15 protein-coding genes and 1 pseudogene are annotated in these 22,886 nt (G+C 56.2%); 6 read left to right on the plus strand and 10 right to left on the minus strand.

All coding sequences use genetic code 11. The features are described 5' to 3' along the window. A pseudogene (locus H6F59_RS20960) lies at positions 1-317 on the minus strand (photosystem II q(b) protein); the annotation flags it as partial. A 174-nt stretch (positions 318-491) separates the two neighbouring features. Continuing rightward, complete coding sequence (locus H6F59_RS20965; RefSeq protein WP_190705096.1) at positions 492-2,987, minus strand: lipopolysaccharide assembly protein LapB; 2,496 nt, start codon at positions 2,985-2,987, stop codon at positions 492-494. Positions 2,988-3,183: 196 nt separating this feature from the next. On the opposite strand from H6F59_RS20965, the gene H6F59_RS20970 reads away from it, so the two are divergent. Then, entirely contained in the window at positions 3,184-4,152 is a 969-nt protein-coding gene (locus tag H6F59_RS20970) for a ferritin-like domain-containing protein (RefSeq protein WP_190705099.1), read from the plus strand. 144 nt (positions 4,153-4,296) lie between these two features. Then, positions 4,297-5,070 (plus strand): isoprenyl transferase, encoded by a 774-nt coding sequence (locus H6F59_RS20975; protein ID WP_190705102.1) that lies wholly within the window; start codon positions 4,297-4,299, stop codon positions 5,068-5,070. 11 nt (positions 5,071-5,081) lie between these two features. On the opposite strand, the gene H6F59_RS20980 is transcribed toward H6F59_RS20975, so the two are convergent. From H6F59_RS20980 to trxA, 3 genes are all read right to left on the minus strand, one after another. Beyond that, positions 5,082-5,645, minus strand: coding sequence for a hypothetical protein (locus H6F59_RS20980; protein WP_190705106.1), 564 nt, complete (start codon positions 5,643-5,645; stop codon positions 5,082-5,084). A gap of 171 nt (positions 5,646-5,816) precedes the next feature. Beyond that, on the minus strand, positions 5,817-6,911 hold the full coding sequence (locus H6F59_RS20985; protein ID WP_190705110.1) for an alkene reductase: 1,095 nt from the start codon (positions 6,909-6,911) through the stop codon (positions 5,817-5,819). A 259-nt stretch (positions 6,912-7,170) separates the two neighbouring features. After that, on the minus strand, positions 7,171-7,497 hold the full coding sequence (gene trxA, locus H6F59_RS20990; protein WP_190705114.1) for a thioredoxin: 327 nt from the start codon (positions 7,495-7,497) through the stop codon (positions 7,171-7,173). 87 nt (positions 7,498-7,584) lie between these two features. Between trxA and H6F59_RS20995 the strand changes: the two genes are divergently transcribed. Next, complete coding sequence (locus tag H6F59_RS20995) at positions 7,585-7,893, plus strand: helix-turn-helix transcriptional regulator (protein WP_190705117.1); 309 nt, start codon at positions 7,585-7,587, stop codon at positions 7,891-7,893. Positions 7,894-8,039: 146 nt separating this feature from the next. Here the strand turns inward: H6F59_RS20995 and H6F59_RS21000 are convergent, their stop codons facing one another. Both H6F59_RS21000 and H6F59_RS21005 read right to left on the minus strand, forming a co-directional pair. Then, positions 8,040-9,125 carry an AI-2E family transporter gene (locus H6F59_RS21000; protein WP_190705120.1) on the minus strand — a complete coding sequence of 362 codons (1,086 nt, stop codon included), beginning with the start codon at positions 9,123-9,125 and terminating at the stop codon, positions 8,040-8,042. A gap of 3 nt (positions 9,126-9,128) precedes the next feature. Next, positions 9,129-10,667 (minus strand): phosphomannomutase/phosphoglucomutase, encoded by a 1,539-nt coding sequence (locus H6F59_RS21005; protein ID WP_190705124.1) that lies wholly within the window; start codon positions 10,665-10,667, stop codon positions 9,129-9,131. A gap of 162 nt (positions 10,668-10,829) precedes the next feature. On the opposite strand from H6F59_RS21005, the gene H6F59_RS21010 reads away from it, so the two are divergent. Next, the gene (locus H6F59_RS21010) at positions 10,830-11,393 is read left to right on the plus strand and encodes a Uma2 family endonuclease (RefSeq protein WP_190705128.1); all 564 of its coding nucleotides are present in this window, start codon (positions 10,830-10,832) and stop codon (positions 11,391-11,393) included. Positions 11,394-11,521: 128 nt separating this feature from the next. Here H6F59_RS21010 and H6F59_RS21015 read toward each other — a convergent pair whose 3' ends face one another. The 3 genes from H6F59_RS21015 to H6F59_RS21025 all read right to left on the minus strand — a co-directional run bounded on the left by H6F59_RS21015 (position 11,522) and on the right by H6F59_RS21025 (position 20,508). Next, positions 11,522-16,693: a PAS domain S-box protein gene (locus tag H6F59_RS21015; RefSeq protein WP_190705132.1), complete on the minus strand. Its 5,172-nt coding sequence runs from the start codon at positions 16,691-16,693 to the stop codon at positions 11,522-11,524. 423 nt (positions 16,694-17,116) lie between these two features. Further along, positions 17,117-17,722, minus strand: a complete 606-nt coding sequence (locus H6F59_RS21020; protein WP_199325912.1) for a class I SAM-dependent methyltransferase — start codon at positions 17,720-17,722, stop codon at positions 17,117-17,119. 164 nt (positions 17,723-17,886) lie between these two features. Then, entirely contained in the window at positions 17,887-20,508 is a 2,622-nt protein-coding gene (locus H6F59_RS21025; RefSeq protein ID WP_190705135.1) for a M1 family metallopeptidase, read from the minus strand. A gap of 899 nt (positions 20,509-21,407) precedes the next feature. Between H6F59_RS21025 and H6F59_RS21030 the strand changes: the two genes are divergently transcribed. After that, positions 21,408-21,797 (plus strand): hypothetical protein, encoded by a 390-nt coding sequence (locus tag H6F59_RS21030; protein WP_190705137.1) that lies wholly within the window; start codon positions 21,408-21,410, stop codon positions 21,795-21,797. 70 nt (positions 21,798-21,867) lie between these two features. Then, a complete protein-coding gene (locus H6F59_RS21035) occupies positions 21,868-22,740 on the plus strand; it encodes an MBL fold metallo-hydrolase (RefSeq protein ID WP_190705141.1) in 873 nt (290 codons plus the stop codon). The last annotated feature ends 146 nt before the right edge of the window (positions 22,741-22,886 follow it).

Genomic DNA, 22,886 nt, shown 5'->3' on the forward strand with positions numbered 1-22,886 from the left:
AGCCACTCATCGAGGGAAGCGGCTTCCCAGATGGGGTAGAAGTGCAGACCGATGGCGTTTGACGAGGGCACAACGGCACCGGAGATGATATTGTTGCCGTACATCAAGGAGCCAGCTACGGGCTCACGGATGCCGTCGATGTCAACGGGAGGCGCTGCGATGAACGCAACAACGAAGCAGGCGGTCGCAGCTAGCAGGGTGGGGATCATCAGCACGCCGAACCAGCCCACATACAGGCGGTTCTCGGTGCTGGTCACCCACTGGCAAAACTGCTCCCACAGGGAGGCAGTTTGTTGTCTTTGTAACGTCGTAGTCATGATAAAGATGAGTGCAGTTAGGTTTGCTTTGTGCCCATCCGCAAGGACAAGCGGGTTATGTATGTACTTACATTAACTAAAATGTTGCAGATTGTAAACAACCTTGGGTAGATAACTACCCAGCAAGGTCCGGTAATTGCGCTACTTCCGACCTAGACCATTTGGGGTAGGGCCTCAGTTCGGTACTGGCTGTTGCATCCAAGCTTGTTTGGCCCTGGCGATCTGCTGGGGCGCAGGGATGGCTTGAAACAAGTTGAGAGCCTTGTACAATTGAGCCTCGGCTTCGGCGAGGTGCATAGGTAGGCAGGCCAAGGTAAGGGCGTACTGGAGGTGAGCAGCGGCGAGATCACAGTGGGCACCGACTTCGTCAAGCAGAGCGATCGCTCCCCGACAATTTTCCACGGCCCCTGCCGTATCTCCCCGCTGATGATTTAGCCTACCCAGCCCAATTAGCGCGTTGGCCTTGATTTGCAGGTAGTGACCGGCCTCGGCCGCCTGGATGGCAGAAGTAAACAACGATTCTGCCCGATCGAGATCGCCGAGGTTGAGATAGGTATGACCTAACAGTTGGACAAAAAAGGCATGGCGACCGCTTTGGCCTTGGCCCCGCACCTGCTCGATAATGGAATCGGCTAGGGTTTGGGCAGAGGCGCGATCGCCCTGATATGACTGCACCAGAGCCAGACAGGTGGTGGCTTTGTCAGCCCAGGGCTGGTGACGAGTGCCAGTGGCAGTGGCGATTACCTGGCTAAACCAGGTGGCGGCGGCCTCAAGATTCCATAGATCTAAGTGATAGAGACCGAGGCTGAGTTGGGAGTCGACCACCAGCATGGTGAGGTAGTACCAGCGGTGGGTATCGGCATCAGGAGCTTCGGTGCGCAGGCAGGTTTGGGCGATCGCGATCGCATTCTGCTGGCAAGCGAGCGCTTGCTCCAAACGCCCCTGTATCCAATACAGGTCGCCCAAAATGTTTGACAGCTCACTGGCGTCGGCATTCTCGGTGGGAATGTGGTCGATGATGGCGGTGATCGCATCGGTGACCGGCTGCACTAGGCCCATGCGGTAGAGGGTGCTGCCCAGGGGCAAAAACTGCTGCCACTGGTTGTCGCGGCTGTGGAGGATGACTCGCGCCGCCGCGCCGTAGTTACCAATGGCAACGTAGTGGTAGTAGGCTTCTAGCGCTTGAATGGCATCGTCGAGGGTGCAGATGCGCTGAATGCGATCGCTCCAGCAGCGGGCGGCGGCGCGGTGGGCAGATTCCCACTCGGAGGAATTCTCAGAATTGGCGGCGAGCTGAGCTAAGGCCCCTGCTCGCACTACAGGATGCAGCCAGTATTGACCCTGGCGGCACTCTAACAGCGATCGATTCCGCAGGGAAGTCACGATCGCCTGGTGGCGCGCAGCGGGAGTATCGGCCATCAGGCACTGCACAGATTCCCAAGGAACAGTTGGCACGTCTTGGTAGCGGTAGACACCCAGACGGCAGAACAGGCGATGGGCATCTGGGTCAAGATCACGTAGGCGGTAAATTTGGCTTTCGACCAGGTTCTTGAGATCTACCGGGCCGAGCAGATCTTGACTGTGGGCCTGCCAATAGAGCGCGAGGCTGCCTTCGAAGTCGGCCTGTACCGCCCCAGCCAAAATTTCCATCGCCTTGGCATTGCCGCCGTAGGCACTGTGCATCGCGGCCAACACATCCCCATGGTCGGGGACGCCTCGGTGGGCAAAGTAAGTAGCCCAAGCAGGAAGCTCTAACCCTGGCAGACGGTAGTGGGTGATGGGAATGCCGGGTTCGCAGAGGCGATCGCGGCTCGTGATCAGGGTCAGCGTTTGGCCTCGACTGTCGGCTAAAACCCTGAGCAGTTCGCTGTAGCGGCGATGGGGCGCAATGAACTGGCCTTGAACATCTAAGGCAGGTTCCAAGTTGTCTATTAATACAGCGACGCGCTGCTGGCGCAGGTGTCGACGCAAGCGATCGAGCGTCACCCCAAACTCGCGCCCTGGCTCGACGCCAAAATCCTGACGCAGCCATTCTTCTACCACCCATTCAACTGGGGTGATGTCAGCGGGATCTTTGGCCATCAGCAGTTCTAGGGTTAGATCTACCGACTGCTCGGCGACGAAATGCTGGGCTAGGGTGGTTTTGCCAAGGCCACCTTCTCCCTGGATGAGAATGGTGTGGTGGCCCTGGGCGATAAGGGCAGTAAGGCAGGCGATCGACTCCTGTCGCCCGACAAAATTAGGATTTGTCGGGGTTGTAGGCGCAGACTGTGTGCTGTCACAAGAGGCGACCTGGGACTCTAGATTCCCCAAAGTTTGAGGAGATTGGGAGACCAAAGGCAACGCCTCTCGCTGTCCCGCCGAATCTGCAAATCCAAGGGCAGTGCTGGCTCCTGAGACATCAATGCCCATCTTGAGCAGCGATCGCTTCAGCGCCGACTTTAGAGTAGATTTCGTTACTTTCTCACCGGTCACCCGGGACAACAGCCGCCACATTTGGTAGGCCACGTCTTTGATATGGCCCTCGGTGTAGCCAGCGGTGTTGGCAATGTCGAGATACTTTTGGCCGTGCCACACCTGGTACAAAATGGTGCGCTGCAAATCGTTCAGATGCCGTCCGGTAACGGTGAAGACAAGTCGATCTGCCAGTTCTACCGCATCTGAAGCCATAGCTGCTGGTATCCTCCACGGCCACAACTCTAGCCGAGATTTAGATTTCTTTCATCCCCGATGGACGGTTTCCGCCTTTTTCCGCCTCTGGACTACTGGCCGTTGAGTGAATGGCCGACCCTAGCCGACCGACGGCAGCAATCCCTAGAGCTACGGTGAACTTACCCAACCATAGCTCACGCAAAGGGTATCAAATATGACCGCCACACTTTTATCACCGCTAACTGCCTTGGCGGACGATTTAGCTGGCCCCTGGCAGCCGCCCCTTAGCTTCAGGCTAGCAAACCAACGCATTGCGACCCTAACTCGGCGGTACGTGACGGTGGCGCATCTGTGCGATCGCCTTGCCGACCTACCGCACCAGTTTCAAGATCCCCAGCCGCGCCGATGGAATCCGGTGAATTGGGCCGCTATTTCTCCCGATCAGATCAGCGGCATTGGCCTTGACACCTTCTGCGCCATTCTGCTGGGAACGATCAACACCGAGGCCCCCATTCGTGGCTATAGCCAAGCCAGCCGTCAATACCTGGAGCATTTCTATCCCCAAATGGCCCAGTTTGTCGGCGGCACAGTGGATGCTGCCGGAGTGATCAAGCCAGGGCTCTGGGAGCGAGAAGAGAAGCGTCACACCCCTATCTTGACCATGCTCTACCATCGTCTCTCTGGAGAACGCCCCCATCCCGTTCCCCACCGGGCGAGGCCCTACACTCCCAGCGGTGCAGCCCGCGCCGATCTCTACCGCCACGGGCTGCACCGCATCGCCACCGAGTACGGGGCTGCCTGCCTCTACCTGTGGATGATGGCCTACACCACCGGCCCCCTCCAGGCGGCGCTGGGGGAGTTACTCATTGACGAGATCAACCACATGACTAAGTTCTGGGGCTTTGGTCGCTGGGCCTACCCTGACACTGGTTTGGGAATGATTGCGGGTACCCTAGCTCACGCAATGGTGAAGAAGTGGCAACAGCCGCAGTTGCAGGGCAGCCTCATTCACACTCTGCGCCGCATGACGGCTGAACTCGCTTGGGGACAGTGGAGCCACAACCACCGGCTCACCTTTCTCTATACCTTTGACCAGGTGATGCGGGTGCTGTGGCAGTGGGATCGATCGCTAACTCAGCCCTATTTAAAGGAGCTATTTGGCCCACATCCCAACCATGTTTAGGGAGGGTTGAGGGCTAGAGAACCCAACTTCAGCTCAACTCAGGCAGAAGCGAACGGCGATCGCAAAGAACTGTTCCCCCCGACAAGAACCGTTGGTTGTTTGAACTCATATTGTTTAGCGACTTATGTATAAGGAGTATTTGAAATGGCCCAGATCATTGATTTTGCGACATTGCCAGCGGACCTCTATGCCGAAGCGCTGCCTCAGCACGTGGCGGTGATTATGGATGGTAACGGTCGCTGGGCTACCCAACGAGGCATGCCGCGCATCGCGGGCCACCGCCAGGGGGCCAAAACGGTAAAAGACCTGCTGCGCTGCTGCAAAGACTGGGGCATTGGGGCGCTGACGGTCTATGCCTTTTCGACCGAAAACTGGCGGCGACCGATGGAGGAAGTGAACTTTCTGATGCGGTTGTTTGATCGGCTGCTGCGTCGCGAACTGGCCGAAATGCAGCGAGAGGGCGTGCGAATTCAGTTTTTGGGGGACCTATCGCCGCTGCCGGAGCGGCTGCGATCGCTGATGACAGAAGCCATGACCCTGACCCAAGACAATCAGCGAGTGCGATTTAACGTAGCGGTGAACTACGGCGGACGGCAAGAGCTCGTGATGGCCACGCGCCAAATTGCCCAGCAGGTGGCCTGCGGAGCTCTATCCCTAGAGCAGGTCGATGAGGAAGCTTTGGGCCGCGCGCTGCTGACCTACCCAATGCCCGATCCCGACTTGCTGATTCGCACCAGCGGTGAGCAGCGGCTGAGCAACTTTTTGCCCTGGCAGCTGGCCTATACCGAGTTGTACTTTACCGACCTGCTATGGCCTGAGTTCGATCGCGCCGCCTTTCACCAGGCCCTGTACTGGTACCAAAGCCGCCAGCGCCGCTTTGGGGGACTAGCTACACCGCCCCTTGCCCAAGGACTTTAAAGCAAGAGCTTTTAGAATCGGGCGCACTGGTCTTCTTTGTTGCCCCGCACCATGTTGCCGTTGCCGCTAGGGACAGGGCGATTTTCTTTGCACTGCAAGTTGCCGTCAATGCGGTTGCTAGAAACACGCAGGCCACCCTCGTTCTTAAAGGCCTGTAGGTTGCCGCCGATGGTGTTGCCCTGGCTGAGCAGCGATCGCCGGTTCTCCTCAAGTTGCAGGTCGCCGCCAATGCGAGTGTCGGCTACCATCACGCCGCCCGACTGTTTAATCTGAATGTCGCCACCGACCATAGAGCGGGTGGTCACTGTCACCTGGTCAGCATCTTCGGCCTGAATGTTGCCCTCAACGCGCACACTGCGGGCAATTAGCACAGCCCCCGATTCCACTGTGATGTTGCCTTCAACGCGGGTGCCGTTAAGGGTGCAGGTGGCATCTTCGGGCACCCGCAGGTTATCCACAGTGGTGTTGCCCAGATTACCCTGGCAAGTAAACTCATCGGCATGGCTCGGGAGGGGAAGGGCAGTCGCACTAGACAGCCCAATTAACCCCGCCAAAAGAATCTTTGCGGCTTTCATCAGTGCGCTTCCTAGTTGTAGTGGAGGCAATGCAAACTACACCGAAAGACGCAGATGGAAAGCCGTTTGTTGCTGAGCAAAAAAGTGAGCCAAATCTGGTTAAAGATCTTGGCTCACCGGCAGGAGAATCGCTTAGAAAAAGTCGTTAGCCCACGTAGTTTGCGCCCAGCCCTATGCGACCTCAGCCAAGGTGGGATAGTCGACGTACCCTTCTTCCCCGCCGCCGTAGAAAGTGTCAGGATTGGGCTCGTTCAGCGGCGCATTTTTTGCAAAGCGCTCGGGCAGGTCGGGGTTGGCGATGAACAGCTTGCCGTAGGAGACCAAGTCGGCATCGCCGCTGGCGATCGCCGCATTACCCGCCGCCTGGTCATAGTCCCAGTTCACCATTAGCAGACCGTCATACAGGGGCCGAAATTCTTTGGTGGGGATGGGGGTGCCGCCGTAGCGCAGGTCGGCCTCACTGGGTTCGAGCAGGTGCAGATAGGCCAGGTTAAATCGGTTGAGCGCCTGAATGGCATAGCCGAAAGTGGCTCTGGGGTCAGAGTCAGTCATGTCGTTGAAGGTGCTGCTGGGGGAAAGGCGGACGCCAACGCGATCGCTTCCCCAAACTTCCACCACAGCCTCGGTCACTTCCAGCAGTAGGCGGGCGCGGTTTTCGACCGGACCGCCGTAGGCATCGGTGCGGTGGTTGCTGCCATCGCGCAAAAACTGATCGAGCAGATAGCCGTTGGCCCCGTGCACCTCCACACCGTCAAAGCCCGCTTCTAAGGCATGCTTGGCGGCATGGCGATATTGATCGATAATTCCAGGAATTTCATCCAGCTCTAGCGCTCTGGGCGTGACAAAGCGCTGCATACCCTCGTAGGTCATGGCGTCGCCCTTTGGCTGAATGGCGCTAGGGGCGACGGGCGTTGCCCCATCGGGCTGTAGCGACGGGTGGGAAATGCGGCCTACGTGCCACAGCTGCAAGAAGATCCGACCGTCCTTAGCATGGACGGCCTCAGTGATTTTTTGCCATCCAGCGATCTGTTCAGCACTGTGAATGCCGGGGGTGGAGGGGTAGCCCATGCCTTGGGGTGAGACCTGACTGGCCTCAGTAATGATCAGCCCAGCAGAGGCTCGCTGCTCATAGTAGGTCACATTCAACGCCTGAGGTACATTGCCCTCTCCAGCACGATTGCGAGTGAGGGGAGCCATCACAATGCGGTTGGGCAGTTCGTACGCACCGAGCTTGATCGGGGTGAACAGATTCTTTTCAGTGGACATGGGATCTCCTTTGGGATGGTTAGCGCTAAAGAATTCCGCAGAATCGTAAGGCTCACTAGGGCGAAAGCCAGTAGCCCTAGTAAGGATCGAGGCCGAAACGGGACAATAGTTTAACGATGCTCAGGCCGGGTAAGCGGCGATGTAAAGACCGATCCAGAGGGCGATCGCCCACACTAGATTGAGGTTAGGGGAGGTCTAATAGCGGCATGGGTTGGGTAAGGGCAAACAACCGTTTGCCCTTACGATCGACTGTGACTAGTTAGCTGAGAAACGGCTCAACAGCTTTATCTAGAGTGGCTTTGGACACGGCTCCGACCACCTGCTCCATCTTTTCGCCGCCCATAAACACCATGAGCGTGGGAATGCTGCGAATGCCGTAGTGGGAGGCAATGCCCGGCTGCTCGTCGGTGTTGACCTTAACCACCTTGAGCTGCCCTTCGTACTGCTGGGCCACCTCATCGACAACTCTTGCCACCATACGGCAGGGGCCACACCACGGTGCCCAAAAGTCAACTAGAACCGGCACGTCACTTTTCAGCACTTCGGTTTGAAACGTATCTTGGGTAATGCTTGCAACTGCGGACATAGAATACCTCCGCCAACTAGGCGAATTTCATTTATTCGAAAACTTCGAACAATCAAACTATAGCGCCTGCCGTGGCATAATGCAACTATGCGACCCATTCACCATCCCAACTGCCAAGACATTGCCCTCGAAGGGGTTTTGTACGCCCTCGGCGACCCCGTGCGCCTCGAAATTGTGCAGCGTCTCGCCAGCAATGACGAGCTCTGCTGCTCTGATTTAGATTTGGGGGTGGCAAAGTCAACCCTCTCCCACCACTTCAAGATTTTGCGCGAGGCCGGGGTGCTGCACTGCCGCAAACAGGGCACTCAGCACATGAATTCTCTGCGCCGCGACGATTTAGAAGCAGCGTTCCCTGGCTTACTGGATAGCATATTGAAAGCGGCTCGCAAAAGTTAAAGGCTAAGGCGGAGGATTGGACAGCCGGAACGGCTATCTCACAAGAATTCTCCTGAGGACCCCAAGATTTGAAAGACTGCCCTCCTGTGAGATGAGCCTCTGGCCCGTACTGCCTTGGCTTAGGGTCATGAATAATTCAGGTGTTGCTAAAGTGGCTTAGATTCTAGAACACCGCTTTGAAGGGGCTCTATCTCCGGCTCGCATCTCGGATCGCGCACCGCGTCAACAATCTTCTTAATAAAGCTGGCGGTGGGTACGGCCAGCAGCAGCCCTAAAAATCCGGCAAATTTTGACCCGATTAATAGTGCCACGATAATCACCGCTGGGTTGAGCCCAGTAATGCCGCCCATTAGGCGCGGGGCCACCAAGTTGTCGTTAACTTGCCCCAGCAAAAACGCTACCCCCAACACTTTTAGGGCCAGCCACACATTTTGAAAGGCCAGCAGCGTGCTGATTCCCACGACCGCTACCGTGCCGCCAAAGGGAATGACGCTGACCAGGCCAATCACTAGGCCAAACAGCAGACCAAAGGGCACGTTTAGCAAAATGAGGGCCGTTGACTGGGCCACGGCCAAAATCAGCGCCAGGGTAGCTTGCCCTGAAAAATAGCCCTGAAAGCTGGGCCGTAGCGCATTGCGAATTTGCGATCGCCAAGGGGCGGGCAACCAGCTGAGCAAACCTTCCCAAAGCGAGTCGCCGTTGATCACCAGCAACAGGGCCAGGACAGCAGTGATCAGCAAGTTTAGGGCACTGTCGAGGGTGCTGAGGGTGACGCTAATGGCTTGGGTGGTGGTCGCTTGCAGCGTGTTGGTGAGCTGATTGGCAGCTTGCTCCGTCAGCTGGTCAAGGTTGACAGGTAGAGTTTGAAAAATCGCCCGGTCTTCTAACAGCAGCAGCTGAGTTTTACCTTGATCAATCCAGCCTGGTAACCGTAGGGCAAACTCGTTGAGCTGCTGCCACACCTGCGGCCCCAAAAAGACGACCAGAATGGTGGTGAGCAGAACGGCCAGTAGCACTACCAGAGCCACCGCCAACCCTCGGGCCAGCCCTCGCTTTTCGAGCCAGTCGATGGGGTAGTCGAGTAGAAAGGCTATCAGGCTAGCGGTGATGACGATGCTGGGAATGGGGTGCAACACTCCCACCAGTTTGTAGAGCAGCCAGCCATTGAGACAGATTATGGGGAAGGCTAGGCCGGCGATCGCCCATTTGGGCAGCTGAGACAAAGAGACCATAGGTTACCGTTCTAATGCCGAAATATCTAGCTCAGCCAGGGAAGAGAAAAACGCCTGAAGGCGCTGCGCTATTTTAGCCACTCCTTCTGGCACATTCGACTCAATATTCAGCACCATCACCGGGTCGTGGAGCGACATGCGTACCATGAACCAACCATGCTCGGCGGGCAATTGGCAAGCGACCCGTACTCCTTCATGGGTGTTGGGCACCACTGCCCAATCGGCCTGGGCAGCGACAAACGCTTGCAGCTGGTTCATCACCTCCGCGCCGTAGGCTTGGGCGTTGGGGGCCAGAATTGTGAGCCGATACTCTTGGCTGTCGTGGGGGTCTTGTAGGGTGGCGATCAGGTCGGTGAGGCGTCTGCCGGTGAGGCGAGCTTTGGCCAGTTCGACGAGCAGCTTGCTGACAAGGTAGGCCCCATCATCTAAGAAGTAGTTCTCTTTCATTGCTCCGTGGCCCGAGGCCTCAATGGCGAGCCAGCTGGGTTGACCGATCGCATTGAGCCGGATGGCCTCATTGATCACATTCTTGTAGCCTCGCTTAAAGCGATGGTGAATGCCCCCCAGATCGCCTTCGATGAACTGGGTGAGCCCGTCGGAGGTGGTGGAGTCGGTGACGATGGTGGTGCCGGGGTGCTCTTGCAGCACGATCGCAGAAATTAGCGCGATCAGGCGGTTGCGGTTGAGTTCACGGCCGTCGGCGTCGACCGCTGCACCGCGATCGACATCGGTGTCAAAGATCAGGCCAAAGTCGGCCCCCTGAGTGACTACCGCTTGGCAAATCGAGGCGATCGCCGCTGCATCCTCGGGGTTGGGCACGTGGTTGGGAAAGGTGCCATCAGGGTCAAGGAATTGGCTACCGGTGGTGTCAGCGCCCAAAGGTTCGAGCACCTGGCTGGCGAAAAAGCCGCCCGCCCCATTGCCTGCATCGACAATGATTTTGAGCCCTTGCAGCGGTTGGTCAAAGTTGTCGGGATGGTTCACCGATTGGCGAATCTGCTGCACCAAGCCCGCTGCATAGGCACCGATTAAGTCGCGGCTTTCTACCGAGCCAAGAGCTGTCGCAATCGGGAAATTGCCCTGCTCAGCCAACTCTAAAATGCGCGAGATATCCTTTTTGCCGAGGCCGCCCTGGCGGGTGAAAAACTTGAGGCCGTTGCGGTTGAAGGGCAGATGGCTGGCGGTCATCATAATCGCGCCGTGGCAGCTAAACTCGGGCAGCACGGTGGCCATAAACATGGCCGGAGTCGAGGCCATAGCCACATCCAGTACCCGACAGCCCAGGGAAGCCATGCCGTCGATCACCGCCTGCATTAGGATGGGGCCAGAGAGGCGGCTGTCGCGACCTACGGCGATCGCTAATTCTGCCACTGGAATGCTCAACTCGGCAGAAAGCCAAGTGGCAAAGGCTTTGCCCAAGGTGGTGGCTACCTCAGGGGTGAGGTTAACTGCCTGACCCGCAACCCCCTCCAGGGCCACGCCGCGAATATCGGAGCCGTTTTGCAGTGTGGCCCAGTTGATGGATGTGGTGGATGGGGGCATGGGGGGCGATCGCTCCTGCTGTCGTCCCCTTCACCATAGAAGCAGCCCCCGGTTTCTGCCGATTTCTTCAGCTTTTTTGCACTTGAGAACGCAAACCCCAGCCTATTGAAGCAGCTTCCCCCAAGGAACCCTAAACTTAAAACAAGCCCATCGGTACCTGCTATGGTCGCTTACTCCCAACCTTGGACTACCCGCGATCTAGCCGCCATGCCCGACGACGGCGGCTGGAAGCGCTACGAAATCATCGACGGAGAACTCTACGTGACCCGTGCTCCCCACATTCGCCACCAAGGTGCCGCCGGAAAGCTGCATGTGCGTTTAGAAAACTGGTCTGAGCAGACAGGGTTAGGCTCCGCATTTCAAGCCCCAGGGGTCGTTTTTACCCCTACAGACGCTGTGATTCCCGACGTGGTGTGGATTAGCCAGGCGCGCTTAGCTGATGGTGTAGACGATGCAGGGCACCTCATCGTAGCTCCAGAGCTGATGGTGGAGGTGCTGTCTCCTGGCGACCTGAACGAGCAGCGCGACCAGGAAGTCAAGCTCAAACTCTATTCCCGCTACGGGGTACAGGAATATTGGATTGTCAACTGGCAGCTCAAAACCCTGGAAATCTATCGTCGCGCTGAAGCCCAGCTCCAACTGGTCGGTACGCTCTTGGTTGACGACACACTCTCGTCTCCGCTATTGCCAGGCTTCAGTACTCCCATGGCTGAGATTTTTCGCTAAGCCAACACGGCCTCAGCAAATCGAAAGCAAACCCTCGCAGTGGGATCTAGCCCACCCTGCGGGAAGCAAGCTACACCCTCAATTCCTCTGCCCAGCTGAGAGAGGAACCTTGACAGCAATTGTATGCTTTAGGACTCTATTGAATGATTTTGGGTGACAGCATGGTTTAGCTTAGTGCCTGTGACGCTCATCAGAGTTCGAACCAAGCATTCTGGCTCCAGCGGTTTGGCGACATGGTTGGCAAAACCACTCTTGATGGAGCGCTGGCAATCTTCCTCTCTGGCGTAGGCGGTGAGGCAGATCGCTGGAATCTGTCCCCCTTTTGCAGCCGGTAAAGCTCGCACCTGCTGGATCAGCGCATAGCCATCCACGTCAGGCATCGCGATATCACTGACTAACACATCGGGTTGAAACGACTCCAAATTGGCTAGCACCTCCGATGCGGAGGCAACCGCTAGAACTTCTGCTCCATATTCAGTCAGTAACACCGTTAATAGCTCACGGGCATCAGGTTCATCATCAACAGCCAGCACTCGAATCCCTGTGAGATTGAGTTCCTGTTGTGGCCCTCCATCTGCCGGTTGAATTGCCGGGGTGACGTTCAGGAGAGGCAATCTAACGGTAAAGGTAGCTCCCAACCCGTCACCGGGGCTGTTAGCTGTGATTGTGCCATTGTGAGCCTCAACCAATTGACGAACAATAGCTAAACCTAGACCTAACCCGCCGTATTGGCGCGTGATCGAGGCGTCCTCTTGCCGGAAGGTCTCAAAGATATGGGGAAGAAACTCTGGGTTGATCCCTTTACCGGTGTCTTTTACAGTGATTTCTGCTTGATGGCCAACCCTTTCCATGTAAATGTCAACCTGGCCGCCCTTGGGAGTAAATTTGACAGCGTTGGACAACAGGTTCCAGACAATTTGCTGCAAGCGAGCACCATCACCCAACACTTGCCCAATGTTGGGCAACGTTGAATGCAGCGAAATTGATTTAGCGGCAGCGTTTGAGCTAACTGTTTCGATCGCCGACTTAACTACAAAAGATAAATTGACAGAATCGACGTTTAAGCTGAGTTTGCCACGCAGGATTTTGGCAATATCCAGCAGATCGTCAATCAACTCTGTCTGCAATTTCGCATTGCGTTCGATTGTAGCCAGCGCTTCAGCCGTTTTAGCGTCGTCAAGCTTCCGTATTTGCAATAGCTTTGCCCAACCCAGGATGGGATTCAGCGGCGATCGCAGCTCGTGGGAAAGCACGGCTAGAAACTCATCTTTGATGCGATTGGCGCGTTCAGCCGCTTCCCGTGCGGCCTGCTCTTGGTGAAAGAGCTGTTCGCGGGCGGCTTCGGCTTGCTTGCGATCTGTAATATCGGTCAACGTACCCAGGTAGCCCGAAACCTCACCTGCTTCGCGCTGTAGGGCGGTTGCAGTTCCTTGAATCCAAGTTACTTTGCCTTGCGGCGTTTGAAAGCGGTATTCAGCCGCGAAAACTTGTCCATCTCGACTGGCTTGATACCAAACATCAGCAACCCGCTCTCGGTCGTCAGGGTGAAGCGCAGACACCCATCCTGTGCCTTGAGCTGCCTTGGGTGACATGCCTGCCATCTCACACCAGCGTTCGTTGACATAGAGGCAGTTGCCGTCTGGATTGGTCATAAAAATGCCGACAGGGGCGTGACTGGTGAGGGTGCGGAACCGGTTTTCGCTCTCGCGTCGCGCTTCCTCCGCCTGTTTGCGAGCGGTGATATCCATCACCGTGCCAATGAACCGCAGCGGCTTTCCGTCCACCTCAAAATAGGTTTGCCCTTTGGCGGCAATCCAGCGCTCAATTCCATCCTGAATGCCGATCGTTCGATATTCTGTGTCATAGCTGCCGCCGCTGGACGGGTTGAAGGCCCCCTGCACGACCTGTTCTAAGCGTTCACGATCATCGGGATGCAGTCCCGCAAAAAAGACCTCTACGCTGCTCTCTGCCTCGGTTGGCAACCCAAACATCGCTTTACAACCCGCATCCCAGGTGAGTTTATTGGTAATCAAATTCCAGTCCCAGGTGCCTAGCTGGGCAGACTCGATCGCCATGCGAAGGCGGTCTTCACTCCGGCGCAGAGCGGCTTCGGCCTGCTTGCGCTCGGTCATATCGCTATGAACACCGACCCATTCTCGAATCGCGCCATTCTCCTCAAACACGGGCACAGCTCGCACAGTCATGTGACGATACACGCCATCGTGCCGCCGCAAGCGATGCTCAAATTCATACGGGGCACGGTTCTCTAGGGCGATTAACCAGGCTTGAGTGGTGGCTGCGCGATCGTCGGGATGCACTGCATCGAGCCAGCCCCAGCCTTTCAGTTTGTCGAAAGTTTGTCCGGTAAAGGCGCTCCAGGCAGGTTGCGGGGTCTTAAACTCGCCTCGATCGCCTAGCTCATTCCAAATGATTTGAGCGGTGGCTTCAATCAGCGATCGATAACGCTCCTCACTGGCTTGCAAGGCGGCTTCTGTTTGTTTCCGCTGACTGACATCCTCAAACAAAATGGCAACTTTGCGGCTTTCGGGTTGCTCAATGCGGAAGGCAGACACACCAAACCACCGACCTAAGGCTTCCGAATAGTTTTCATAACGAACCGGTTCTCCCGTCAGGGCAACCCTGCCATAGAGGTCGATCCAGTACTGTTCCAGTTCTGGGTGCAGGTCGCGAGCTGTTTTGCCCTGGGCGTCTTTCAAACCCGAGTGCTTTTCAAAGACTGAGTTGATTTCTAACAAGCGGTAATCGATGGGCTGATTGTCTGCGTCAAACAGCACTTCAGCCATGCAGAAGCCTTGATTCATGTTCTCAAACAGGGCGCGGTAGCGCTCCTCCGAGAGCCGCAGTGCGTCCTCGGCCTGTTTGCGCTCTTCTTCGACGCGCACGCGATCGCTAATGTCGATCACAGAGCCGATATAGCCCTTAAACTCGCCGTCCTCGCCAAACCAGGGACTGGCTGCGTCGATCGCCCAGCAATATTCCCCATCGTTGCGCCGCAAGCGATACTCCAACCGGAAGGCGGCGTGACGTTCGGTTGCCTCTAAGAAGATGGTTTTGGCAGATTCGCTGTCGTCGGGATGCACGGCATCGAGCCAACCTAGCCCCAAACCGGTTTGCTCCGTTTGTCCGGTGAAGTCATACCAGCCCCGGTTGAGATAGGTACAGTAGCCCGTGGAGTCTGTCACCCAAATCATCACTGGCGCATTGTCTGCCATATGACGAAAGCGTTCTTCGCTTTGACGCAGCACTGCTTCTGCCTCAACTCGTTCCGTAATCTCTTCGCAAACGGTGCTGATGCCAACCACCTCGCCGCTCACCTTTAAGGGTAGAAAATGTTCTAGCCAGGTGCGCTGTACGCCGGGTTGCGCTGGCATTTCACCCTGAATTTTGACATTGAGCAGCGGTTCTCCCGTTTCCAGAATCGGGTGTAGCAGTTGCTCGATCGTGTCCCCCAGTTCGGGGAATAGTTCCCGCACGGTATGACCGATGTGGGCTTTAGCGAGGAGTCCGTTGATGTCTGCCAGCTGTTGGTTGATCCGCACAAAGCGGAGGTCTGTATCCAGAACGTTCAGGCCAATGGGGGCAGATTGATAAATCGCTTCGATTTCTGCCAGCTGTCGCTGCAACAAGGCCTTGCTGCGCTTGATGTCATCAATGTTTGTAATGGTGCCAATCCAGCTGGTGATTCGGTTTTGACCGTCACGGGTCGGCATGGCCCTGCAGATAAACCACTGATACGCCCCGTCCCAATGGCGAAAGCGACATTCAGTCTCAAATGGCTCTCCATTGGCGATTGCCTCCTGCCACTGCGCTAGGGCGCGATCGCGATCGTTGGGGTGGACTGTACTGGCTGTCGGGATGCCGATCGACTCGGCTTCACTCAACCCTGTGTATTCATACCAGCGCTGATTCCGATAGGTGACAATTCCAGCAGCATCGGCAGTCCAAATCATTTGCGGCAGGGCTTCCGCTAACTCCCGGTAGCGCTGCTGGCTGGCTTTGAGTTCAGCGGCATCCCGGCTGCGATCTGTGATGTCTAAAAAGGCTCCGACAACCCCTCTGATTTGGTTCTGCTCGTCCCGCAGGGGCGTGGCATAGGAAAGTAACTGGTGTACCTTGCCATTGGGCAGCAGAATGTCAAACTCGGCGTCTCGCACCTCTACCCCCAGTCGGGCCGCCACCTGCATCGGTAACTCAGCAGCAGGAATTTCCTGGCCGTTTTGAAGCACCCGATAGGAAGGTTGTTGATCGGCGGGTGCGCTCTTGGAGATATTGCTGTCAGGGCTAACGCCGAGCAGCTGCCGCAGGTAGGCGTTGTTGTGCATCTGGGCACAGGTGGGGTCGGTGGCGATCGCAATCCCCACCGGCATGAGGTCTAACAGGCTTTGTAGTTCAGCAACCCGGTTGGTCAGATCTTGGTTGAGCTGTTGAACCGCTGTCTCTTGTCGTTGCAGATTGGCCACAGTCTGGCTCAACTGCAACTCCAGCTGCCTGTGCTCCGTCACATCTCGCCAGGAGGCAACAAAGCCATCCTTCAATTTGGCGGCGCGAATATCAAACGCTCGAACCAGCTGCTGTTCGTTGTCATCGCCATAACTATCCTCGTAAACGAGGGAGTCTTTAATCAACGGTTCAGCCGTCTCGACGACCTGGCAATACTCCTCAAACAACCCCGATTCACGATGGGCGGGCAGCACCTCGCATAACCCTCGACCAAGCTGCATTTCTTTGGTCATCCGGTTGTTTTCACAGGCGGCCTGGTTGAGATAGTCGATGCGAAAGTCTACGATCTGCCCCGACTCGTTTCGCTGGGCCGAGAAGATGCCAAAGCAGTCCAGCATATTCTCAACCGATGTTTGAAACTGCTCCTGGCTGCGCTGTAGTTCCTGGCGTAGCTCAGCGTTTTCGATCGCGTCTCGCATGGCCAGACGCAAATCCTCGGGCGTCATGCGGTCTTGCACCAAGTAGTCTGCGGCCCCCTGTTTGAATGCCCGCACGGCTAGCTCTGCATCATCGCGGTCAACTACGACGATGGGGGGGCAGCGATCGCCCATTTGCTCCTGCAAGAGCCGCAGCACCGTGACGCTACTGGATTGGGGACGGTGAAGACCTAGCAAAATGCCATCAACCGGCTGCGATGCCGACAGCATCCCCGCGGAGGGCTGATACTGCTCCGACAAGATGCTGTACTCAACACTCCTATCCTGCTGTAATTGCTGCCTGTAGCCTTGGTCCCCTTCCTCTGAGTCAGCAATGACAAGAAGTGTTCGGTGAATGGGCATGTAGAAACCTAACTTGCAAAGTAACGTGAAGCGAAACTACAGAGTTTGAAATATTTTGAATAGAAAAAATATTCTAAATATCAAAGAGTATTATCAAGCGTAGCGATTCAGGGAGAACCTGCTCAGACGTTGTCGCTGTGGGCGCTTCCCTAGTACCCCTCCCATGGAACCCTGAAGCGCGGGGGTTTTAAGATTATACTCACTGGGTTGCAGGAATAGGTGAGTAACGCCTATAACGCTACTGCTGTCGTCCTCTTCACCATAGAAGCAGCCCCCAGTTTCTGCAAATTTCTTCAGCTTTTTTACACTTGAGTGCGCCAATACTGCTAAGCATTAATACTCCTATAGCTGGAGATTTTTCGCTAAGTCAGCACAGCCTCAATTCTTGTGCAACTCGGGGCGAGATTGGATACAGTAACTCTTTTAGCCCGGCAATTTTCGCTTTGAAAACCAGGCGTGAATAAAAAGGGTTTGAAAAAACAGTACCGGAGTATCAAAGCCGCCCGCTGCAATGATTGCTTCAATTTCAGACGGAGTTAAAGCCGTGATATGCAGACGCCAGGCAGCGCGCACCTTCTCAATGTCTTCTTCACCCCAACCGGAGCCTCCGAGCATTCGCAGCCAAACTTCAAACAAGCTTTGATGAACCGAAGGCGACAGGCCTAGAACTAGATCAGAACTGACCAAAATTCCGCCTGGGCAAAGGCGTTGGGCTATTTGACTAAAAAAGTGGCTCCGCTCGTCCGCTGCTTTAAAGAATTGAGACACCAACAGGCAAGTCGCCGCATCGAACGGGTCAGAAGCGGGCAGCGAGTCAAGAAAGCCTTCGTGGAACGTGCAGCGCGAGGCGATGCCATTTTCTTCAGCCTTTTGACGGCAGATGTCTAGCATCGCAGGCGCAGGCTCGACCGCCGTGAATTGACACTGCGGAAAGGCTTGTGCCAAAGCAATCAGCTCCGTTCCAGTTCCGACGCCGACACACAAAATCCGCGCCTCAGCCGGAAGCTCAGCGAAAATCAGGCGTATCAACGAAAAGAGTGCATCGCGTCCCGATACTCAAAGAGCGGTTTTCCCGTCGTAGGAAGCCGCAACCGTTTGGTCGAACAGAATGAGTGACTGTTGATCTTGCATGATGAAAGCAAAGAAGGCCGCAGTAGCTGAGACGCGTCACGCAAAGCAATGACAGTACAGTATCACTTTGCTTTCGCCTCCAAGGTTTCGAGGCGGCTTTTGAGTTCCTGATTGGATTTCTTCAGATCGTCCAGCTCCTGGCGTAGCTTTTCTACCGCTTTGTCTTTGCCGATCGCTTTCTGAACATCCTGCACCGCTTCCTGGGCGCGGCGGCGCACCCGACCATCGGGGGTGTGATCGGCCAGGCTTTGCAGAATGCCCATCGCCCGCCCAGTTTCAATGCCGCTCAGACCCGACACTGCCGATACCTGGGTGAGGAAGAACGGTTCGCTGGCAATGGCCTCCAGTCGATCCAAGATGCGCTCTATGTTGGGTTTGCTCTGCCCCTTAGAGATCGCCCCTAGGGAACGAATGGCCGCCAGTCGCAGAGCCTGGGGAGTGCCGGGTTCGGTGTACTTGAGCAGCAGATCCAGCGCTTCTTCGGAGGATTTGAACTGGCTGAGGGCCGCGATCGCCCCCGATCTCACCGTCTCATTCCACCCCTGGCGCTCTTTGAGAATGCTCTCTAGCAGCTTGAGGATTTTCTTGTCTTTGGCTTTGCCCTCCAGATCGGCCGCACCTACCTTGCCGAGGGAGCGAATGGCGGCGGCTTCGACGTAGTAGCTGGGGTCGCCTTTTTCGGCGATGCTTTTGAGTGACTTAAAGCTCTCGGCAGTTTTAATGTCACCGAGGGATTCCACCACGGCGCGGCGCACGCGAGCTTCGGGGTCTTGCAGCCCTTTCAACAGTCCCCCAACGGCTTGATCGAGCTTCACCGAAGCCAACTGTTCAGCCACTTCGACACGGACGCCCCAGAAGGGTTCGTCGGTGAGGGCAGCGCTCAGGGCGGTGACGGCTTCGAGGCTGCCTTTTTTGGCCAGGGCGATCGCCGCCGCAATCCGCGATAGGGGGTCGGGGTCGTGTTTGAGCTGAGCCTTGAGTTCCGCCACCGGATACTCCAGCTCGGCGGTTTTGAGGTAGTGGTTGCCGATGTCAAAGCTAATAAAGTCGGGCTTTTTGTCGAGGGGGAAGAACAGCGCCTGCTCCCGCTCATGGATGCGCACGGTGAACGGCTTGACCTCAACTTTGCCAGCCTTTCCTTTGCCCACAAACCCAAAGCCAATCGGAATTTTCAGATCGAACAAGCCGCTGGTGCTGCTGGTGTCACCGTCTTTGGCCTGGGTTTGGGTGACGGTGACTTTGGCCAGGTTGCTGTCGCCATCCCAGCTGTAGGCCACTTTGTAGTCGGGGTGGCCGCCGCGCAGCACGTACTGATCAAACAGGGGTCGCAGGTTGCGGCCAGTGGCCCTATCAATCGCCCGCAGCAGGTCAATGGTTTCCACCGTCTGGTGGGCGTTGTTCTGCACAAAGGTGTGGATCGCCTTCCAGAACAGGGCGTCGCCCAGTTCGGCGCGAATCATGTGGTAGACGCAGGCCCCTTTTTCGTAGATGTGGCGGTCATACAGCTCGATCGCCTCCCGATAGACGTGGGTGACCATGGGGCGGCGGTAGCGGCTCTTGTCTTCGCTCAGGTAGCTGCGGGCCTCGCCCAGGCGGTAGTAGGCGGCATCGTCGGGGCCATACTCCTGCTCGGTCCACATTACTTCGGAGTAGGTGGCCATGCCCTCTTTCACCCAGGCGTGGCTCCAGTGGTTGATCACCAGCAAATCCCCAAACCACTGGTGGGCCAGCTCGTGGACGACCAGGGATTCGGAGTTGCGGTTGTCGATCGCAGCGCGTTCATCCAGCAGGCAGCGATCGGTGAGAATCGTTACCGACGTGTTTTCCATGCCGCCAAAGATGAAGTCGGCAGCGCACACCTGGGCGTACTTGGGGAAGGCGTAGCGGTAGCCGTACTTTTCGCTTAGGAATTCCACCATGCGGGGCGTTTTGCCCATGGTGAGCTGGCCTTGGTCTTTGCGGCCCTTCTCGACGTAGTAGGTGACCGGAATATCTTGCCACTGGTCTTGGATGACGTCGAACTCGCCCACGGCCAAGGCCATCAGGTATGTGGGGTGTACCTGCTGCTGGTGCCAGTGGTAAATTTTGTGGTCACCATCTTCGGTCGTGCTCACCAGTTCGCCATTGGAAACCACCTGGTAGGCGGCGGGGACTCGCACCTTAATCTCTGAGGTCGAGAGCATGCCCGGGTAGTCGAAGCAGGGAAACCAGAAGCGCGAGTCCTCGTCTTCGCCCTGGGTCCACACCTGCACAGGTTTGTCGGGGTAGTGCTTATCAGGACCGATGAAATAGATGCCGCGCTCGGGCTGAACGAGGCGGTAGGCGATCGCTACCGTAAAGCTTTCCCCAGCGATCGTGGGTTTCTTGAGCCGCACTATTAACTGTTCGCCATCGTAGTCAAAGTCTTGCTTAGCGCTGCCCACCTTCACCGATTCGATCTGCTGATTCACCGCATCCAACGTCAAACTATCAACGCCGTCGCGCACAGGATTAATGCGAATTTTGCAGGTGCCTGCGCAAACCTTTTGCTCCAGGTCGAGGCTGAGGTCTAGGGCAATGTGCTCGACCTGGCCAGGGCGATCGGGATTGTAGTGGGGTTTGGCCCCCGGCATTTCAAACGATTTGTAGCCGTTGTTGTCGGTCTGCAAGCTTTCGATCTGAAACGTGCGGCGGGCGGTGGACATGGGCGCAATAAACCTTTTGGTGACGTTAAAGCTTCAGGGCCAAGGCACCGTGCTACCGAGCTGCACACACCTTGGGCCAAACAGTCTAACCCTGACTGGCATAAAGCCATCCTACTCTGAAACGTCTAAAACGTAGTCAGATTGACATTGCTTAAGCTATGTCAATCTATGGGTAGCAGTTGGGCAAGGGATGAGACATTTAACCCAAAACGCCAAGCGTTTGCTCTAAGCATTGAGTAATTTGCTCAGAACGCTGAGTCTTTTGCTTTCAGAGCCGAGTAAATTTCTCTGGATGCCGAATCTTTTGCTCTCAAAGCCGAGTTGTTTTTTCTAGACATTGAGTCTTTTGCTCTGGACGCCGAGTTATTCTCTCGAAGCATCGAGTGATTTACTTGAGCTGTCGAGTAATTTTCTCGGAACGCCAAGTGATTCACGCTAGCTTCCGAGTAATTTTCTTTGAACGTCGATTGATTCACCTAAGTTCTAAGTAACTTGCCGAAATGCCGTGTTTTTAAACCAACGTTCGAGCTGCTGACCGCGCTCGCCAATGCACAACCGCTCAACTTACAAAGTCCTGTTTCGAAGCCAATATTGTGTAGGGGCATTGCAGTGCAATGCCCCTACCGCTGAGTCAATCAGCCGTCCGACACAGAAGACGGCTCTGCCCAAAGTGGGATTTATGTCATGAATCGCCATCACCGCTGACAAAGTTTCTTACTATCAAAGAGCAAGCCCTGAAGAGTAAAACCTTAGAGCGAAAACCTCGATCTAAGCAGCGCTATAGGTTGTGTTTTAGCAATAGCCCAACGCGCCATCGGGGTTGGTCTTAGTATGTCAAGCCGCTCTATAAAAGCACCCTGCGATCGACCTCGTTACAGTACTGTTTGGACTCCAAAACCATGCCTATACTAAATCCCCAACAAGAAAAAACGCTGTCAGCCTTCATCACCGCCCTAGGGCAGCAAGACAGCGCATTGCCAGAAGGATTGCAAAAACAGATTCATGCCATTGGTCAAAATCTAGAGGCTCGCATTTTAGAACTGCCTACGATCGCCGCCAGCCTGCCGCATTTGAACCAGGCCTACCAAACGGCTCTATCTGATACCCAGGCCGACGCACCGGCTGCCACCTTTGCGTCTAGCACCAGTCAATCCGACAGCGACAAACAGTTTGATCGCGCCGTTGATATTCTCACCGCTGACGACCCGGTGCAAGCGGCCAAGCGCAGTCGCACCCCGCTAGGACAAATCGCCTCAAATCCGCTGAAGCGGCTCTTTGGCAGAGGCTAAATCTGTTGGCACGCTGCCCCACGATTGCCGGTCCCCAGCGATAGACTCAAACTATTGATGGGTAATCACCATGGCTCACCTCACCGCCCGCCGCCCCCAAAACGTAGAGGGCGATCTCTACGTCGATAGCTCCTGCATTGACTGCGACACCTGCCGCTGGATGGTTCCGGATGTATTTACCCGTGAGGCTGGACAGTCGGCGGTAGTGCACCAGCCCGAGACAGCGGCAGAACGGCTGGCCGCCTTGCAAGCATTGCTTGCCTGCCCCACCGCCTCCATTGGCACCGTGGAGCCGCCCAAAGGTATGAAGGCGGCGCAAGCCAGCTTTCCTATCCCTGTCACCGACAACATCTATCACTGCGGCTACCACTCCGAAAAATCCTACGGGGCGGCCAGCTACTTCATTCAGCGGCCCGAGGGCAACGTGTTGGTCGATTCGCCCCGCTTTGCCGCCCCTCTAGTGAAGCAGCTCGAAGCCCTAGGTGGCGTGCGCTACCTCTACCTCACCCACCAGGATGATGTGGCCGACCACCAGCAGTTTCATGACCGGTTTGGCTGCGATCGCATTCTCCACGTCGACGACATCGGCTCCAGCACCGCATCGGTAGAGATTCAGATTCAAGGCACTGACTCGGTAGAGCTAGCGCTCGACCTGACAATTATTCCCGTGCCGGGGCACACCAAGGGGCACACGGTGCTGCTGTACGACAACCGCGTCTTGTTTACTGGCGATCACCTGGCTTGGTCGGTGCGACTGCATCAGCTCCACGCCTTTCGCTCTGTCTGCTGGTATTCCTGGCCTGAGCAAATCAAGTCGATGGAAAGGTTGGCTGCCTACGACTTTGAGTGGGTGCTGCCTGGCCACGGTCGCCGCCACCACGCGGACAAAGCCACCATGCATCAGCACATGCAGAAGTGTCTCGACTGGATGAAGGCGCAGTAGGGTTGGGGCTGCAGAAAGAACGAGTTTGACTGCGATCGCAGCTTCAGGCGATCGCAAAGCCTCTGCTAGCCCTCTCCCCCAGCCCCTCTCCCAGGGAGGAGAGGGGAGCCGGAAAACTTTTCGAAGTTCCTCGCTCTGCTTGGGAA

It is taken from the genome of Nodosilinea sp. FACHB-141, assembly GCF_014696135.1.
Lineage (GTDB): Bacteria > Cyanobacteriota > Cyanobacteriia > Phormidesmidales > Phormidesmidaceae > Nodosilinea.

Excerpts from the sequence above, each read along its gene's own strand:
- H6F59_RS20965 (WP_190705096.1), bottom strand. The coding sequence starts at position 2,987 with ATGGCTTCAGATGCGGTAGAACTGGCAGATCGACTTGTCTTCACCGTT.
- H6F59_RS20970 (WP_190705099.1), top strand. The coding sequence starts at position 3,184 with ATGACCGCCACACTTTTATCACCGCTAACTGCCTTGGCGGACGATTTA.
- H6F59_RS20975 (WP_190705102.1), top strand. The coding sequence starts at position 4,297 with ATGGCCCAGATCATTGATTTTGCGACATTGCCAGCGGACCTCTATGCC.
- H6F59_RS20980 (WP_190705106.1), bottom strand. The coding sequence starts at position 5,645 with ATGAAAGCCGCAAAGATTCTTTTGGCGGGGTTAATTGGGCTGTCTAGT.
- H6F59_RS20985 (WP_190705110.1), bottom strand. The coding sequence starts at position 6,911 with ATGTCCACTGAAAAGAATCTGTTCACCCCGATCAAGCTCGGTGCGTAC.
- trxA (WP_190705114.1), bottom strand. The coding sequence starts at position 7,497 with ATGTCCGCAGTTGCAAGCATTACCCAAGATACGTTTCAAACCGAAGTG.
- H6F59_RS20995 (WP_190705117.1), top strand. The coding sequence starts at position 7,585 with ATGCGACCCATTCACCATCCCAACTGCCAAGACATTGCCCTCGAAGGG.
- H6F59_RS21000 (WP_190705120.1), bottom strand. The coding sequence starts at position 9,125 with ATGGTCTCTTTGTCTCAGCTGCCCAAATGGGCGATCGCCGGCCTAGCC.
- H6F59_RS21005 (WP_190705124.1), bottom strand. The coding sequence starts at position 10,667 with ATGCCCCCATCCACCACATCCATCAACTGGGCCACACTGCAAAACGGC.
- H6F59_RS21010 (WP_190705128.1), top strand. The coding sequence starts at position 10,830 with ATGGTCGCTTACTCCCAACCTTGGACTACCCGCGATCTAGCCGCCATG.
- H6F59_RS21015 (WP_190705132.1), bottom strand. The coding sequence starts at position 16,693 with ATGCCCATTCACCGAACACTTCTTGTCATTGCTGACTCAGAGGAAGGG.
- H6F59_RS21025 (WP_190705135.1), bottom strand. The coding sequence starts at position 20,508 with ATGTCCACCGCCCGCCGCACGTTTCAGATCGAAAGCTTGCAGACCGAC.
- H6F59_RS21030 (WP_190705137.1), top strand. The coding sequence starts at position 21,408 with ATGCCTATACTAAATCCCCAACAAGAAAAAACGCTGTCAGCCTTCATC.
- H6F59_RS21035 (WP_190705141.1), top strand. The coding sequence starts at position 21,868 with ATGGCTCACCTCACCGCCCGCCGCCCCCAAAACGTAGAGGGCGATCTC.